Raw genomic sequence first — 17,001 nt, forward strand, 5'->3', positions numbered from 1 at the left:
AAACCGGATATCAAATCCGGTTTATTTCATCATCAACGATGTGTATGAATCGACATCACAATACCCATACTGGCCAGTAAAGCAATCACTGCCGAACCGCCATAACTCATCAATGGCAATGGATCTCCAGTCACAGGTAAAATACCACTGGCCATACCTGAATTTAAAAAGACAAAGAAAAAGAAAGTCAGACCAATCGAACCTGCAAACAAACGGCCAAAGTTATGAAAACTGTTCAGCCCGATCATGAGACAACGAATAATAATAGCTGCAAAAAGGCTGAATAATAAAAATACACCTACAAAGCCATATTCTTCAGCATAGGTCGACATAATAAAATCGGTATGATGTTCAGGCAAGTAACCCAAGTGTGACTGAGTACCGGTTAAATATCCTTTCCCGGTTAAACCGCCAGAACCAATGGCAATTTTAGACTGAATGATATTCCAGCCCGCCCCCAGCGCATCGGACTCCGGATCAAACAAAGTCAGCACACGTTTCTTTTGATAGGCTTGTAATACAAACATCCATAATACTGGTGCTGCCACTGCCAAGGTAGTCAATGCAGCTAAAATTAAACGCCATGACATTCCACACAGGAATAAAGCAAAAATACCCGGAATAATTAAGCCAATATTCAAATCGGGCTGCAAAGCTACCAAAACAAAGGGAATCATCATCAAGATTAACCCAATCACGATATTGCCAAACTTGGGCGGGAATGCACGACGCGAAAAATACCATGCCATCATCAGCGGCATGGAAAACTTCATCAATTCACTCGGCTGCATACTGCCAATACCGGGAATGGTCAGCCAGCGTTTTGCTCCCAAACGGGTATCCCCAATCACCAAAACCAGCATCAGCAGTACCAGTGAGATGATATAAAAATAGGGACTTGCAGCCTGATAAACTTTCGGAGGAACCTGGGCACATAAAAACATGAGGATGAAGCCCACAGCAAAACTTGTGGCTTGGCGAATCACCATGCTGTTATCTTGCATTGTCGCACTATAAACCACCATCAGCCCCAAAGCTGCATTCAATATTAAAAAAGAAAGCAACCATGGATCTAAATGCAATCTAGTCCATCGGGATGAGTCATGTTTGATGCTTCTACCATCACGTAATGAGTGACGTAAAAAACGATACTGGGGTGATGGTATCATTTGAAATATTTGAACGTGTGGATGAGGTAAGAAATTATAAAATTAAAGTTATTCAGATAATACATCTGTAGCCATTTTTATTTTATTTTTGCGCCATTAAAATCAGTTTTGCCAGTTCCAGATCATCAGCATAGGTAATCTTGATATTATCTGATCGCCCCTGTACTACTTTCACCTGCTCACCTATATACTCCAGAGCACTAGCTTCGTCAGTAATGGTCATGCCATCCTGCAATGCTTTTTCAATCGCATGCTTCAAAATGCCTAATCGGGAGATTTGAGGAGTTTGTGCTTGCCATAAATGATTGCGACTGACCGTCTTATCAATCGCATTTTCATGTGCAACATATTTCAAAGTATCACGCACAGGAATGGCCAAAATTGCACTGCAATTTTCCTGAATAGCGGTATTAACCAAACGGTTCAGACAATCTTGAGTCACACATGGACGTGCTGCATCATGTACAAATACCCAATCGTCTTCAGCTGCAAATGCGCCAAGATAGCTTAAGGCATTGAGAACCGAATTGACCCGCTCTGCACCGCCCAAACAAAAATGAGCCTTTTCAGGATTTGAAAATGTTAAGGTTTTTGCAACATCATCCTGTGCCCCAATAGCAAGAACATAACCTGCCAAAGGCAACTGATTCAGACGTGCAACGGTATGTTCAAGTACGGTTCGATCTTGAATGACTTGGTATTGTTTAAGTTCTGTTTTAGAAAAACGACTTCCGGAACCAGCAGCAGGAATGACTGCCCATATTTTAGGGTTCATCTTCGACTGGTGCTCCAGTGTCATTCTCATTTGTTCTTAAATCAACTTTGGCATTTGGATCAATATAAATCGGTTTATAGTGAGTACCAATGGTGCTCATTTGCACAAAAGTTTCATGTGGCTTGATCAAGCCCAAATCTAAACGTGCATGCTCTTCAATGGCTTCAATACCATTTTTCAAGTCATAGACTTCTGCAGCCAGAACTCGATTACGTTCTTTGAGTTCGGTATTTAATTCTGTTTGTTGTTGAATTTTTTGTGCCAGCTTCTGATGGTCATGGTAACCACCTTCACCGAACCAAAATAAGTACTGAAACCCTGCGATCAAAATGATCGCAAGGCCCAATAATACTTTACTCATTAAAGAGTCGAATACATTTAACATAAATGGCATTCAGTCGCTTAGTTCAAACCTTTGAACTCAGCTTTACCGCGATAAGCAGCATTAGTCAATTCTTCAATACGAAGTAATTGGTTATATTTCGCTACACGGTCAGAACGGCAAAGTGAACCAGTCTTGATTTGACCAGCGCCAGTACCTACTGCAAGATCCGCAATAGTTGAATCTTCAGTTTCACCAGAACGGTGTGAAATCACTGTAGAGTAACCATTTGCTTTCGCAAGGTAGATTGCATCTAAAGTTTCAGTCAAAGTACCGATTTGGTTGTATTTAATAAGAATAGAGTTAGCCACTTTCTCATTAATACCGCGTTGTAAAATCTTAGGATTTGTAACGAACAAGTCATCACCAACCAACTGGATTTTATCGCCCAAGATTGAAGTAAGGTAAGACCAACCTTCCCAGTCAGACTCATCCAAACCATCTTCAATAGAGATAATTGGGTATTGTTTTACTAAACCAGCTAAATAGTCAGAGAATTCGTTGCTTGTGAAAGCCTTGTTGCCTTCGCCCGCAAGAATGTATTGACCATTTTTGTAGAATTCTGAAGATGCACAGTCAAGTGCAAGCATGATGTCAGAACCTGCTTTGTAACCAGTTTGACCAATTGCTTCAAGAATTACAGTGATCGCTTCTTCGTTAGAACGAAGGTTTGGCGCGAAACCGCCTTCATCACCCACAGCAGTGTTTAAACCTTTTTTGTTTAATACTGATTTCAAAGAATGGAAGATTTCAGCACCGGCACGCAACGCTTCAGCAAATGAAGTGAAACCTACAGGCTCAATCATAAACTCTTGAATATCAACGTTGTTGTCTGCATGTGAACCACCATTGATGATGTTCATCATTGGGACAGGCATAGTCAAGATTGAGTTGTTGCGAAGGTCTGCGATGTATTGGAAAAGAGGAATTTTCTTTTCATCAGCAGCAGCGCGTGCAGCAGCCAAAGACACAGCTAGAGTTGCGTTAGCACCTAGTTTTTCTTTGTTTTCAGTACCGTCTAAAGCAATCATCGTGTTATCGATGTCTTTTTGTTCGAATACAGATTTACCAAGCAAAGCATCACGGATTACAGTGTTTACGTTGTTAACCGCAGTTTTAACACCTTTACCTAAATAACGTGCTTTATCGCCATCACGAAGTTCTAAAGCTTCACGAGAACCAGTTGAAGCACCAGATGGTGCACATGCACGGCCTACTACGCCAGAGGCTAAGATTACGTCAGCTTCGATGGTAGGGTTACCACGAGAGTCCAAAATTTCACGTGCACGAATGTCAACGATTTGGCTCATGAACAATTCCTCAGTTGATTAATAAAGATGATGCGTCAAAAAGACGCATCAATGTAAATTGGGTTTAGTGTGTGTCGAGCTTTTGAAAGCCTTTCACCAAAGTATCTAATTCTTTCAATTGCGCCAAGAATGGCTCAAGTTGTGACATACGTAATGCACATGGACCATCACATTTGGCTTTGTCCGGATCTGGATGTCCTTCTAAGAACAAACCAGCCAAACCAGTTGCCATACCTGCACGCGCCAATGTGGTAATCTGCGCACGACGACCGCCAGCAGAGTCTTCACGTCCACCTGGAGTTTGTAGCGCATGGGTAACATCAAAGAACACTGGGACATTCATTTGTTTCATGGTGTCAAAACCAAGCATATCGACAACAAGATTGTTGTAACCAAATGCTGAGCCGCGCTCACATAAAATCAATTTATCATTACCCGCTTCCAAGCACTTGTTCATGATATGACGCATTTCATGCGGTGCAAGGAATTGTGCTTTTTTGATGTTGATAATGGCATCTGTTTTTGCCATTGCTTCAACCAGGTCAGTCTGTCGACTTAAAAATGCAGGCAACTGAATAATGTCAGCAACTTCTGCCACAGGAGCAGCCTGATATGGCTCATGCACATCGGTAATGATGGGTACATTAAAGTGTTTTTTGATGTCCGCTAACCATTCAATCCCTTTTTCCAAGCCTGGGCCACGGAAAGAGTTCAAGCTTGAACGGTTGGCCTTATCAAAACTTGCTTTAAACACGTAAGGAATGTCCAAACGTTTGCAGATATCTACATAAGTTTCTGCAATTTCAAAAGCGAGGTCTTTTGACTCAAGTACATTCATTCCGCCGAATAATACAAATGGCAAGTGATTTGCCATTTGTATATCGCCTAAACGTACAATTTCTTGTGGTTTTAATTGCGACATTTAAACTTTCCTAGTTTAGTCCTACCCAGCCATTATTTGGTTTTTTGGTACTGTTTTTTCGCAGCATCAATGAAGCTAGCAAACAATGGATGACCATCTCGTGGTGAACTTGTAAATTCCGGATGGAATTGTACAGCAATAAACCAAGGATGTTGAGGAATTTCAACTGTTTCTACCAAATGTTGTACTGGTGAATAACCTGAAATCTTCATGCCTTTTTCTTCAAGCACTGGAATATAGCGGTTGTTCATTTCGTAACGGTGACGGTGACGTTCAATGATTTCTGCTGAACCATACACGTCACAAGTTTTAGTACCCACAACCAGTTCAGATTTTTGAGCACCCAGACGCATGGTACCGCCAAGGTCTGAATCAACATTACGTTGTTGAACTTCACCACGCTCATCCAACCATTCAGTAATCAAACCAATTAAAGGTGATTTAGTAGAACGGTTAAATTCAGTAGAAGTAGCATCAGGAATACCTGCAACATTACGTGCGTATTCGATTACAGCCAACTGCATACCTAAACAGATACCCAAGAATGGCACACCGTTTTCACGTGCGAATTTAATCGCTTGCATTTTGCCTTCAGTACCACGTTCACCAAAACCACCCGGAACCAGGATTGCATCAGCATCTTTTAATACTTCGCTTACATCTTGGCTTTCAAGTTCTTCAGCATTGACATAGTCGATTTGAACTTTCACACGGTTTTTAATACCAGCGTGTAAAAGTGCTTCGTTTACAGATTTATATGCATCTGGAAGCTCAACGTATTTACCAACCATTGCAACACGCACAGTGTATTCAGGGTTCAATAACGCGTCTACAACATGATCCCAGTCAGAAAGGTCTGCTTCTGGAAGGTCGTTATAGCCAAAACGTTCACAGATTAAATCATCAACGTTTTGTTCATAGAAGGTACGCGGGATTTGATAAATAGAACGGGCATCTTTACATACCACAACTGCACGCGCTTCAACGTTGGTAAATAACGCGATTTTACGTGTAGTGTCGGCATCAACATCATGTTCGGTACGGCAGATCAGGATGTCTGGTTGAATACCAATAGACAACAGCTCTTTTACAGAGTGTTGGGTAGGCTTGGTTTTGAGCTCTGCTGCTGACTTGATGTATGGAAGTAAGGTCAAATGCATAAGCATCGTGCGTTTATGACCAAGTTCTACCATTAACTGACGTACAGATTCCATGAATGGGAGAGATTCAATGTCACCTACTGTGCCGCCAATTTCAACAATGGCAACGTCATAACCTTCGCCAGCGCGAAGCACACGTTCTTTAATATTATCGGTAATATGTGGAATAACCTGAACAGTACCACCCAGATAGTCACCACGGCGTTCTTTATTTAAAACATCCTGATAAACACGACCTGAGGTGAAGTTATTCAATTTGGTCATTTTCGCACGACGTAAGAAACGTTCGTAATAACCCAAGTCCAAGTCAGTTTCCGCACCATCCTCTGTGACAAAAACTTCACCGTGTTGGAACGGACTCATCGTCCCTGGATCGACATTAATGTATGGATCCATTTTGACCATGGTCACTTTTAAACCACGGGCTTCTAAAAGCGCAGCCACAGATGCAGCTGAAATACCTTTACCTAGTGATGATACAACACCACCAGTAACGAAAATAAAATGGGTCATTAAGTTTCTCGTACAATGGAGCCTAAATTGGCCTACAATGTTGTGCGATTTTACTTTACTCTGTACCAATAAAGCAAAGTCATTCCGCATCAATTCATAGAACAACAAACAATTGGTTATTCTATCAGCATTTCCGATAAAAAATTAGAGTAACTTCATAGGATTTTCATATTCGTAATTGCTGTTATAATGGCAACATCCAATTAATGCTTTATTTTGTGCGATTATGAATAAGAAACTTTTACTTTGTGGTGCCATTGCAGCAGGTTTACTTTTAACAGCGTGTGTAAAAAAAGAAACACCAAAGGAAGATGAGCAAGAACAGGTTGAAACAACTCAACAAACTGAACAATTGGATCAACCTGCACAAGCAGAACCTTTAGAAGCTGTTGAAAATAACGAAACCCAAATTCCAACACAGGTAGAAGTTGAACGTCAGGAAACAGCAAATACCACGACTGAAATTCGTCGTGAAGTACGTGACGCACCGCAACAAAAGCCGGCTACTGAAGCAGCCCCTAAAGCTGAAGCTCCGAAAGCCGAACCAAAGCCGACTTCAGAAGCATCAGCTAAATCTAATAATGAAGCACAATCTGAAGATGATGCCGTTGCTGCTGCCATTGCGGCTGCAACTCCTGCACTTGAAAACTAAATTTTATTTATATATAAAAACCCAGTAAAATCACTGGGTTTTTATTATTTTATAGATATCAACCAACATAATAAATAAAATTATGATTACCCCCCACAATCCATTAAACCGGTTTAATATAATAAAAATACACAACAAAAAATATTAAAATCAAGATTGATATTAATAAGTACGTATTTACATTATTAAAACTTTTAATGAATTTCAAAATATCCACAAATCAATTCCTCAAAAATGTCAATCAAAACATTATAACATTTTATAATGTATTTTTTAAATTGTTTTATAAAAGATAATTTGAAATTAACTTTTTGTTTTAATTAAAAACAAACCCAATAGTTAACCACATCACATATACAAAAAATAATATGAATCATATAATCATTTTAATTTACTCAGTTTAAGCTACAATAAATGAATATTTATTAATAATGTAAAAACATGATAAAAAAATGTTGTGCCTTACTTGAGCTCAATCAATTAAAAATTGCCTTTATTGAAAGCGCAAGCTCAGGCTATCTTTCCAGTCAATTTTCTATTTGCAAGAACAGTGGCGCCGAAATCCTGCTTGGCGGACTGGTCAGTTATGATCCCTCTATCAAGATTAATATCCTGAATATTGATGCTAAGCTTATAGAAAAATATACGGCTGAATCTGCCGAAGTCACAGAAGCCATGGCCTTACAGGGCAAGAAATTATTTATGCAAGCCGATTTTGTAGTGGCTTGTACCGGTTTACTCAAACCTGGTGGTAGTGCAACAGAAAGCAAACCTGAAGGCACATTTTTTATCTCAATTTTATATTTAAATAAAATTCATAACTTTCATTATTTTATTGATGGAACACCATTAAAACGGCTGGCTGTTTTAACCCAATATATTGCAGATGAAATAACCAAACTCATTCAGGGAATTTAATAATGTTTAACATTAAAACTTTCGCATTTAGCCTCATACTACTGCCCTGCACCTGTTTTGCAACCGTAGGCGGCCCTCAAAATATTGAAGTTCTGGGGTATGAAGGCAAAGAACAAAAAGTTTATCTGCTTAAACATTATCTGGATGGTCGTGGTCGCCTGCCACAACTCTATTATTATCAATTAAAAAACAACAAACAGCCTGAAAAACTGATTCAGGTGAGTTCACTGTATATCAATCCTAAAACCAAGAAAATTGATTATGACCAAGATAGTCGGCAGTTCGATAAGGAAATAGCGAAAATTAAAAAGCGGCTTAATCCCCTCGCGCCTATACCCAAATCAAGCATCAAGATTCAGGTGTTAAATAAAACCACCTCAAAACAACAGTCATGGTATGACCCTAAACAATATATTCCTAAATATACTTATAAATACCAGCTCAGCAGTAAAAACTTTAAAAGCCAGATCCACCAAGCAATTGATTACCGCTATGGATTAAACATCTCTCAAGCCTACAAAGTTCCTCAGCAACAGAAAATTTTAGCAGTGGTTAAATATCTGGGCCTGCCTTATGAAACTGGTTATAGCATTGAAGATCCGGTGTTATTGACTGCAAAAAAATAAAGCCTCTAATGAGGCTTTATTTTTGATTCAACACTATCAGACTTAAGCAGCAGAACTACGCTCGGCAATTGGAACCACTTTACGTAGTTCAGGACCGGTATAATCCGCACTTGGACGAATAATACGGTTATCCGCGCGCTGTTCCATTACATGCGCAGCCCAACCTGTTACACGCGACATCACGAAGATTGGCGTAAACAGTTTGGTTGCAATACCCATAAAGTGATAAGCAGAAGCATGGAAGAAGTCAGCATTACAGAATAATTTCTTCTCGCGCCACATCACTTCTTCACAGCGTACTGATACCGGATACAGTACCGTATCACCCACATCTTTCGCCAAACGTTCAGACCAGATTTTGATGATGCCATTACGAGGATCATTGTCTTTGTAGATGGCATGACCAAAGCCCATGATCTTTTCTTTACGTTCAAGCTTGCCCAGCATTTCACGTTCAGCTTCGTCGGCAGAAGTCCAGTTTTCAATCATTTCCATAGCAGCTTCATTAGCACCACCGTGTAATGGACCACGCAGTGAACCAATCGCACCGGTAATGCATGAGTGCATATCAGACAATGTTGAAGCACATACACGTGCCGTAAATGTTGATGCGTTGAATTCATGCTCTGCATAAAGAATCAGCGACACATTCATCACTTGCTCATGCAATTCATTTGGCTTTTCACCACGTAATAAATGCAGGAATTGAGCACCGATAGAATCATCATCGGTATTTTCTTCAATACGCACGCCATCATGGCTATAACGATACCAATAGCAGATGATGGCAGGTAAGGTTGCTAAAATACGATCTGCAACATCTTGCTGCTCAGCAAAAGACTTTTCTGTTTCCAGGTTGCCCAGCATGGAAACGCCAGTACGCATCACATCCATCGGATGTGAATCTGCTGGAATACGTTCCAATACTTCTTTCAATGCTTGAGGCAATGCACGAAGCGATTTCAGCTTCGCCTTATAAGCTGCAAGCTGTTCAGTCGTTGGCAATTCACCAAAGAAAATCAGGTAAGCAACTTCTTCAAACTGGCAGTTCTCCGCCAAATCTTGCACATCATAACCACGATAGGTTAAACCTGCGCCGCTCTTACCTACTGTCGAAAGTGCGGTTTTACCTGCAACCTGTCCGCGCAATCCTGCACCTGTCAGTACTTTTCCTTCAGCCATTTTAATTCTCCTTTTTGAATTATTTATTTAAACAGTTTATCCAGAGTATTTTCAAACGTATGATAATCCAGGAATTCGTAAAGTTCTTTACGCTGTTGCATCTTATCCAATACGTTAACTTGCGTACCATTTTCACGAATAGAACGCATCACTTCCAAAGCTGCTTTCTGCATTGCACGCGTAGCAGAGAGTGGATAAAGCACCATGCGAATGCCTTGTTCCCCCAACTCATCCACTGTGTAATAAGGTGTATCACCAAATTCGGTGATATTGGCCAATACAGGAACACCCACCGCATCACACACTGTTCTGTACATGGTGATATCTGTCATCGCTTCTGCAAAAATGGCATCTGCACCCGCTTCAACACATGCACATGCACGGTCAATCACGGCTTGCAGACCTTCTTTTTGTAAGGCATCAGTACGCGCCATCACTACAAAGTTTGAATCAGTTTTGGCATCTACCGCAGCTTTAATACGATCGACCATTTCTTGTTGGGTTACAATTTCCTTGTTCGGACGGTGTCCACAGCGTTTTTGTGCCACCTGATCTTCAATATGTACAGCTGCAGCACCTGCTGCAATCATCTGCTTCACAGTACGTGCGATATTAAATGCACCGCCCCATCCTGTATCAATATCTACCAGTAATGGCGTATCTACACGTTCGGTAATACGACGCACATCTTCTAATACGTTATCTAAACTGGTCATACCCAAGTCAGGCAATCCATAAGAATAGTTGGCAACTCCTGCGCCCGATACATAAATGGCTTTATAACCCACTTCTTTCGCCATCATGGCTGCATAGGCATTCACTGTGCCGATAATTTGTAATGGCTTTTCAACTTCCAGTGCTTGTCTAAATCTTAAGCCTGCAGACATTTGTTGTGTCATCTTCCTTTCCACAGTTTCACTTTATTTATCGAAGTTTGAGTATATCCATAAACCCCTGTTTGGCCATGACTATTTAGAATCTTTACTCTATAACTTTAGTCAAATATTCACCAAAACTATAGTAATATTTCGTTTCTTCATAATTGTTTCTAAATAAGACAAAGCCGTTATTTCAAGAAATGTGTACATATTTTTGCTATGATTGCAATTGAATTAATTTTTTTGATTGTTGACACTAATACGCCATATGCAAGAACTCGCTCAATTAGAACCGCTCGCTCGTGATACACCACAAACAAAACGTGGTCATGAACGATGTCTGGCGCTTTTACTCAGTGCCAACGAGCTATTTCTGAAACATGGTTACGATGCCGTGTCCTTAGATGATATTGTCAATCATGCCGGTGGTTCCAAAGCTTCAATCTACAAATTTTTTGGCAATAAAGAAGGTCTATTTACCGCGATCTGTGATTATCGCCGTGAACTGTTTTTTAAAGATATCTGCATACCTTTTGAACACGGCAAAGACGATCTTCGTGCCTATTTAATTCAGACCCTGATGAATGTTAAGCAACATTTAATGCTTCCAGAGAATGCAGCCTTCCTTCGCTTAATCATTGAACAGACACAGCGCAGTCCACAACTTGCTCTATACATTCATGAACAGGGTCCAAAGCATATTCAAATGGCCATAGCCAATGCTCTAACCAAAGCTGATGAAATCGGCATTATTAAATGTAAACAACCGATTTATTCTGCTCAACTGTATTTTGGAATTATCCGCAATATTGAATGGTGCGTTCTAATGGGTGTTCCGATCCGTGAAAATGATCAAGAAACAATCAATTACATCACTTATTGCGTAGATCGTTTTCTGAAAGGCCATCAACAGGTCTAGTTTTTTTGCAATTCTCCCTGCATATAGTATATTAATCGATTCCCTTTCCATTTAACCAACCAACAACTAATTGTTGTTTTTTTCTATTCAGCAATTATTGTGGAGTAACCATGGCTCTACGTCATTTTCTAACTTTACGCGATTTATCGACTTTAGAACTGAATCAAATTTTGCAACGCGCGATTGAACTCAAACGTAAGCAACATAACAACGAAGTTTTCCAACCTTTTGTTGGCAAAGTCATGGGCATGATTTTTGAAAAATCGAGCACCCGTACGCGTGTTTCGTTTGAAGCAGGTATGAGCCAGTTTGGTGGTAGCGCAATTTTCCTATCATCACGTGACTCGCAATTGGGTCGTGGTGAACCTGTAGAAGATTCGGCACGTGTGATTTCAAGCATGCTTGATATTGTGATGATCCGTACTTTTGGCCATGACATCGTGGAACGTTTTGCTTCTTATTCAAAAGTTCCGGTAATTAATGCCTTGACTGATGATCATCACCCTTGCCAGCTTTTAGCTGACATGCAAACTTTTATTGAACACCGTGGTTCAGTTGAAGGAAAAACCGTGGCCTGGATTGGTGACGGCAATAACATGTGCAACTCTTATATTGAAGCTGCACACATGTGGGGCTTTAAACTCAAAATTGCTGCCCCTAAAGGCTATGAACCACAAGCAAAATTCTTGTCTGAATTTGCCCATTGCGTAGAACTTGTGGATTCTGCTGAAGATGCAGCCGTGAATGCTGACTTAATCGTGACTGACGTTTGGGCAAGCATGGGCCAGGAAGAAGAGCAAAAAATCCGTGAAAAAGCCTTTGCGGATTATCAGGTGAATGAGCGTTTAATGGATTTAGCACATCCTGATTGCCTGTTCATGCACTGCTTGCCTGCTCACCGTGGCGAAGAGATTTCAGAAAACATGCTAGACCACAAAAATGCTGTGGTCTGGGATGAAGCTGAAAACCGCCTGCATGCGCAAAAAGCGCTGGTCGAATTCTTGATCAATGAAAATTTAAAGAAAGATTAAGTTTTCAGACTAAAGTTTTCTAAAAAAGCACCTTCAGGTGCTTTTTTTATGCGTATAAAAAGTTTAATTTAAGCCATAAACTTTTTAAGTGATTATAACGATGCCTTTAAAAAAAATATTTATATGTTTAAGTACTTTTTTCATGCTCCATACAGCTCAAGCCAAAGCCACAGAACTTGATCAATATTTAGTTAAGAAACAGATTTTAGACAACTCATTTAAAATCCAAAACAGTAAAGCACTCAATGAAATTTTAGATGTGATTAGTGATGAAGACTCACGCACGCTGCCTTTCCAGATTGATCAAAACATGCTGATGGAAAAATACAAAATGAGTGCGAATAAAGTAGAAATTGAAGGTATTATCACCACAGCTGATTTTTCCCAGTTTGCACAAGATGTGGGTGAAAAAGAAGTCAAAAAGCTGATTAGAAAAAATATCCTGCAAAGTTGTAATTTGTTGTTTGAAAATGAATTTCAGCGGGTCAATCCATATAAGGTCGAGCTAAAGCTTTCAGCTGAAAGTCAAAGTTATGACTTTAAAATCAAAAATAGTGAATGTACTTTCTAACAGCATAATTGGATACGTTAGTAGTGAATATATTCATGCACTAACGTATCAAACCTTGCGGCTGTAAAATAATAATCATCGCACCAAGTATGACGACTAATCCCCCTAACATATCCCAACGTGTCAAAGTTACATGGTCAACGAAACGTAGCCACATTAAAGCAGTAAAAATATAAATACCGCCATAAGCTGCATAAATTCGACCTGATGCGGCAGGATGCAAAGTCAGCAACCAGACAAACACCACCAATGCCAGAGCAGTAGGCAACCATAACCACTAGGATTTCCCTTGATTCAGAATCAGATAAGGGAAATAGCAGCCTAAAATTTCCATTACAGCAGTGACTAAGAATAATAAAAATGTGGTGATAACTTTATTAAGCTGGATATCCATAATTTTTAATTGGTCAGTTTTTCTATCTTTAGGAAAATGTCAGAATGAAAATAATAAAAAAAATAACCCGTGTGAACACGGGTTATTTAATTAATTAAGTTTGATTAAGCTGGTTCAGCAGTCTGATCTTCAAAAACTTCAAGTTTAAGCCCTACTGCTTTACCATTTTCTTTCTTCACAGATACCGCGACATTACCACCATGTTCTGCAAGCTCACCAAATAGAATCATCTCGGCAAGTGGCTTCTTCAAGTGTTCCTGAATCAGACGTTGCATTGGACGAGCACCCATCAAACGGTCATAGCCATTTTCAGCCATCCATTCACGTGCACTCTTATCCACTTCCAGAATCACTTTCTTCTCATCAAGCTGTGCTTGAAGTTCAGTCAGGAATTTATCAACCACATTTTCAATGACTGTCGTTGGCAATGCCTTGAATTGAATCACACCATCCAGACGGTTACGGAATTCTGGAGAGAATGCTTTTTTCATAGCTTCCTGGTTATCATTGCTGTTGTCCTGCTCCCTAAAGCCAATGCTGGCGCGTGAAATACTTTCAGCCCCAATATTGGTGGTAAGAACCAGAACCACATTGCGGAAATCTGACTTGCGACCATTATTATCGGTCAATGCGCCATGATCCATAATTTGCAATAACAAATTAAACACATCTGGATGTGCTTTTTCTATTTCATCCAATAGCAATACGCAATGTGGGTTCTTATGAATCGCATCTGTGAGTAGCCCGCCTTGATCAAAACCGACATAACCTGGAGGTGCACCAATTAAACGTGAAACGGCATGACGCTCCATATATTCCGACATATCGAAACGAACCAGTTCCACACCCAACAGTTTTGCCAACTGCTTGGTCACTTCAGTTTTACCCACACCGGTAGGACCTGCAAAGACAAAGCTACCCACCGGTTTATCCGGTGATTTTAGCCCTGCACGCGACAATTTAATTGCAGAGCCCAAGGCTTCAATTGCCTCATCCTGACCGAAGACCACACGTTTAAGATCACGTTCCAGATTTGAAAGCACTGTTTTGTCATCTTTCGATACGGTTTTCGGGGGAATACGCGCAATTTTGGAGATGATATCTTCAATGTTTTCAACCGTGATTAAAGTATCATCCTGCTCTGCTTTCAAACGACGTTGAGCACCCGCTTCATCAATCACATCTATTGCTTTATCTGGCAAGAAACGATCATTAATAAACTTGGCTGATAACTCCACCGCAGAAACTAAAGCTTTATCCTCATATTGCACGTGATGAAAATCTTCAAACTTGGATTTTAAGCCACGTAAAATATCAATGGTTTCTGAAATTGAAGGTTCATTGACATCAATTTTCTGGAAGCGACGCGACAAAGCATGATCTTTTTCAAATACTTGGCGATATTCCTGAAAAGTGGTTGAACCGATGCAACGTAATGAACCATTCGATAAAGCAGGTTTAATTAAGTTTGATGCATCCATGGTGCTGCCCATACTTGAGCCTGCACCAATAATCATGTGAATTTCATCAATAAATAAAATTGCTTCTGGTTTCTTTTTCAACGCATTCAACAATTGTTTCAAGCGTTTTTCAAAGTCACCGCGATATTTGGTTCCTGCAACCAAGGCACCAATGTCCAGACTATACACTTCAGCATTGGCTAATGGTTTAGGCGCTTTACCATTTACAATCAGCCAAGCCAGACCTTCTGCAATCGAGGTCTTACCTACACCCGGATCACCGACCAGCAAGGGATTATTTTTACGGCGACGGCATAGAATTTGTGCGGTACGTTCAATTTCTTTTTCACGCCCAATCAAAGGATCGGTTTTCCCTTTTTGCGCTTCTGCATTCAAATTGGTGGTGTATAAATCCAGTGGACCTGCATTTGACGAACTTGATGTTTCTCCATCCAGCTCTTCCACTTCTTCTTCAGCAGGTACGTCTTCTTTACGGGTACCATGCGATAAATATTGAGTTAATGTTAAACGATTAATCTGGTGACGTTTAAGTAAATAAACCGCAAAAGAATCCCGTTCAGAATACATTGCAACCAGAATGTCTGCACCTTCTACCGTACGATCACCACCACTTGATTGCACATGGAAAATTGCACGTTGCAGAATGCGATCAAAGCTTTCAGTCGGATGGGGTGCCTGATCACTATGTTCGGCCAGTTTAGGGGTGTGTTGTTCAACGTATTCTTCTAGCTCTTTACGGAGCACGATGATATCTGCTCCACACGCTTTTAGCGCATTTACAGCAGAGTCATTATCAAGTAAAGCCAACAATAAATGTTCAACCGTGAGAAACTCATGTCTCTTTTGACGAGCCATGCTAACAGCCAAACGTAAAGATACTTCTAATTGACGACTGAGCATGTAATCCCCTTAATCTTTTGGCTCAATCTGACAAAGCAATGGATGACCTTGAGACCGAGCATAATTATTGACTTGGTTCGCTTTCGTTTCCGCAATGTCTCGTGGATAAACGCCTGCAACACCTTTCCCTTCATAATGTACAGTTAGCATTACTTGTGTGGCTTGGTCAAGATTCAAAGCAAAGTATTGTTGTAAAATTTCAATTACAAAATCCATAGGGGTGTAATCGTCATTCATTAAAACAACAGCATACAGGGGGGGACGCTTTAACTCAGGGGGTGCTGTTTGCACAGCAATATCCCCTTCAGATTCATCCTGCGAGTCATTTCCTAAGCGTGGACTAATATGCCAATCGACATATCCTGATTGATGAAAAGAATTTTTGATGGTATTTAAACAATTTTGACGCTTATTCATTCGCATAGGATTTTTAATTCACATTTATTGCGCATTTGCTTCTGCTTGAGGGATTTCAGAAATAAATGCCGATTGACTCTCTATAGGTTTACCACGGCCCCAACTAAAACGCTTAATTACCGGTGTGCTTGTAGCACCAGTTAAACGAACTTCAATAAATTGTGGTGTAAAGCCTTTAGGCATGGTCCAACGTCCGGTTAAACGTTCATAATCTTCAAAATTAAAGTTCTTGTCTTCCATAGGAACAACCAAAACTTCAGTACCCTGAATTAAACGCAACTCTACAGTTCCAGAAATACCACGTCTATTTGGACTGATTTGCACCAGATCAAGTTGATATTCATAAGCATTTTCAGGTAAGGGTTTAATACCGATATTTTGTATGGTCAGGCTTAAACCACCGCGCTGACGCAATACTTCACGGTAAATTGCACTTAAACCTTCGGACTGGGTTTTATCTTCCCGTGCCTGATTTAATGCAGTAAATAAATCATTTGAATTACTGACTGCAACATCACGTTCCTGCACAGCCAAATTCAAGTTCTTATTCAGTGTTTGCAAACTCGTCTTTTGCTTTTGCACAACTTCTACCAGTTGTTCTGCATCCGCTTCATAGCCTACCACAGTCAAACCTTGCCGATGCCCAACTGAATAGCCCAGCAAACCACTTCCCAGAACAAGAATGGCAGCACTAATTCCTAGCGGTAAATTACCCTTTAAAAAAGGCTTTTTACTGAGCAAGGACAGTTGTGACGGAGTATTTGAGTCAGAATTCGGCATCGTCATCTCTTATTTTGATTC

At 40.2% G+C, this 17,001-nt stretch carries 17 protein-coding genes and 1 pseudogene; 6 read left to right on the forward strand and 12 right to left on the reverse strand.

Features of this window, described 5'->3' with window-relative positions:
• Positions 1-32 precede the first annotated feature (32 nt).
• The 6 genes from rodA to LZZ98_RS01885 all read right to left on the reverse strand — a co-directional run bounded on the left by rodA (position 33) and on the right by LZZ98_RS01885 (position 6,231).
• Positions 33-1,169: a rod shape-determining protein RodA gene (rodA, locus tag LZZ98_RS01860; protein ID WP_237786411.1), complete on the reverse strand. Its 1,137-nt coding sequence runs from the start codon at positions 1,167-1,169 to the stop codon at positions 33-35.
• A gap of 82 nt (positions 1,170-1,251) precedes the next feature.
• A complete protein-coding gene (ispD, locus tag LZZ98_RS01865; RefSeq protein ID WP_237786412.1) occupies positions 1,252-1,968 on the reverse strand; it encodes a 2-C-methyl-D-erythritol 4-phosphate cytidylyltransferase in 717 nt (238 codons plus the stop codon).
• The gene (ftsB, locus tag LZZ98_RS01870) at positions 1,934-2,329 is read right to left on the reverse strand and encodes a cell division protein FtsB (protein ID WP_086174226.1); all 396 of its coding nucleotides are present in this window, start codon (positions 2,327-2,329) and stop codon (positions 1,934-1,936) included. The genes ispD and ftsB overlap by 35 nt, the downstream gene beginning before the upstream one ends.
• Positions 2,330-2,346: 17 nt before the next feature.
• Positions 2,347-3,636, reverse strand: coding sequence for a phosphopyruvate hydratase (gene eno, locus LZZ98_RS01875; protein ID WP_086197812.1), 1,290 nt, complete (start codon positions 3,634-3,636; stop codon positions 2,347-2,349).
• A 64-nt stretch (positions 3,637-3,700) separates the two neighbouring features.
• Positions 3,701-4,558, reverse strand: a complete 858-nt coding sequence (gene kdsA, locus LZZ98_RS01880; protein WP_086174228.1) for a 3-deoxy-8-phosphooctulonate synthase — start codon at positions 4,556-4,558, stop codon at positions 3,701-3,703.
• Positions 4,559-4,590: 32 nt separating this feature from the next.
• A complete protein-coding gene (locus LZZ98_RS01885; RefSeq protein ID WP_086174229.1) occupies positions 4,591-6,231 on the reverse strand; it encodes a CTP synthase in 1,641 nt (546 codons plus the stop codon).
• Positions 6,232-6,457: 226 nt separating this feature from the next.
• On the opposite strand from LZZ98_RS01885, the gene LZZ98_RS01890 reads away from it, so the two are divergent.
• From LZZ98_RS01890 to LZZ98_RS01900, 3 genes are all read left to right on the forward strand, one after another.
• The gene (locus LZZ98_RS01890) at positions 6,458-6,883 is read left to right on the forward strand and encodes an internalin (protein WP_237786413.1); all 426 of its coding nucleotides are present in this window, start codon (positions 6,458-6,460) and stop codon (positions 6,881-6,883) included.
• 441 nt (positions 6,884-7,324) lie between these two features.
• Positions 7,325-7,801, forward strand: a complete 477-nt coding sequence (locus LZZ98_RS01895; RefSeq protein ID WP_237786414.1) for a CinA family protein — start codon at positions 7,325-7,327, stop codon at positions 7,799-7,801.
• Positions 7,801-8,427: an aminotransferase gene (locus tag LZZ98_RS01900; protein ID WP_442862681.1), complete on the forward strand. Its 627-nt coding sequence runs from the start codon at positions 7,801-7,803 to the stop codon at positions 8,425-8,427. The genes LZZ98_RS01895 and LZZ98_RS01900 overlap by 1 nt, the downstream gene beginning before the upstream one ends.
• A 42-nt stretch (positions 8,428-8,469) precedes the next feature.
• Here LZZ98_RS01900 and prpC read toward each other — a convergent pair whose 3' ends face one another.
• Together prpC and prpB are read right to left on the reverse strand one after the other, a co-directional pair.
• Positions 8,470-9,609: a bifunctional 2-methylcitrate synthase/citrate synthase gene (gene prpC / locus LZZ98_RS01905; RefSeq protein ID WP_237786416.1), complete on the reverse strand. Its 1,140-nt coding sequence runs from the start codon at positions 9,607-9,609 to the stop codon at positions 8,470-8,472.
• A 23-nt stretch (positions 9,610-9,632) separates the two neighbouring features.
• Positions 9,633-10,508 carry a methylisocitrate lyase gene (gene prpB, locus LZZ98_RS01910; protein ID WP_086174234.1) on the reverse strand — a complete coding sequence of 292 codons (876 nt, stop codon included), beginning with the start codon at positions 10,506-10,508 and terminating at the stop codon, positions 9,633-9,635.
• Between the two features lie 247 nt (positions 10,509-10,755).
• Here prpB and LZZ98_RS01915 point away from each other — a divergent pair, with 247 nt between their 5' ends.
• The 3 genes from LZZ98_RS01915 (at position 10,756) to LZZ98_RS01925 (ending at position 13,008) form a co-directional block, all read left to right on the forward strand.
• Positions 10,756-11,406 (forward strand): TetR/AcrR family transcriptional regulator, encoded by a 651-nt coding sequence (locus LZZ98_RS01915; protein WP_237786417.1) that lies wholly within the window; start codon positions 10,756-10,758, stop codon positions 11,404-11,406.
• A 110-nt stretch (positions 11,407-11,516) separates the two neighbouring features.
• Positions 11,517-12,437 (forward strand): ornithine carbamoyltransferase, encoded by a 921-nt coding sequence (gene argF / locus LZZ98_RS01920; RefSeq protein WP_237786418.1) that lies wholly within the window; start codon positions 11,517-11,519, stop codon positions 12,435-12,437.
• Between the two features lie 142 nt (positions 12,438-12,579).
• Positions 12,580-13,008, forward strand: a complete 429-nt coding sequence (locus LZZ98_RS01925; protein ID WP_228146544.1) for a hypothetical protein — start codon at positions 12,580-12,582, stop codon at positions 13,006-13,008.
• Positions 13,009-13,048: 40 nt separating this feature from the next.
• Here LZZ98_RS01925 and LZZ98_RS01930 read toward each other — a convergent pair.
• From LZZ98_RS01930 to LZZ98_RS01945, 4 genes and pseudogenes are all read right to left on the reverse strand, one after another.
• A pseudogene (locus LZZ98_RS01930) lies at positions 13,049-13,402 on the reverse strand (YnfA family protein).
• Between the two features lie 104 nt (positions 13,403-13,506).
• Positions 13,507-15,783 (reverse strand): ATP-dependent Clp protease ATP-binding subunit ClpA, encoded by a 2,277-nt coding sequence (clpA, locus tag LZZ98_RS01935; RefSeq protein WP_237786419.1) that lies wholly within the window; start codon positions 15,781-15,783, stop codon positions 13,507-13,509.
• Positions 15,784-15,792: 9 nt separating this feature from the next.
• Complete coding sequence (gene clpS, locus LZZ98_RS01940; RefSeq protein WP_086174240.1) at positions 15,793-16,206, reverse strand: ATP-dependent Clp protease adapter ClpS; 414 nt, start codon at positions 16,204-16,206, stop codon at positions 15,793-15,795.
• Between the two features lie 18 nt (positions 16,207-16,224).
• Positions 16,225-16,980: a DUF6776 family protein gene (locus tag LZZ98_RS01945; protein WP_237786420.1), complete on the reverse strand. Its 756-nt coding sequence runs from the start codon at positions 16,978-16,980 to the stop codon at positions 16,225-16,227.
• Between the last annotated feature and the right edge of the window lie 21 nt (positions 16,981-17,001).

This window comes from Acinetobacter sp. SM34 (assembly GCF_022012365.1).
Classification (GTDB): Bacteria; Pseudomonadota; Gammaproteobacteria; order Pseudomonadales; family Moraxellaceae; genus Acinetobacter.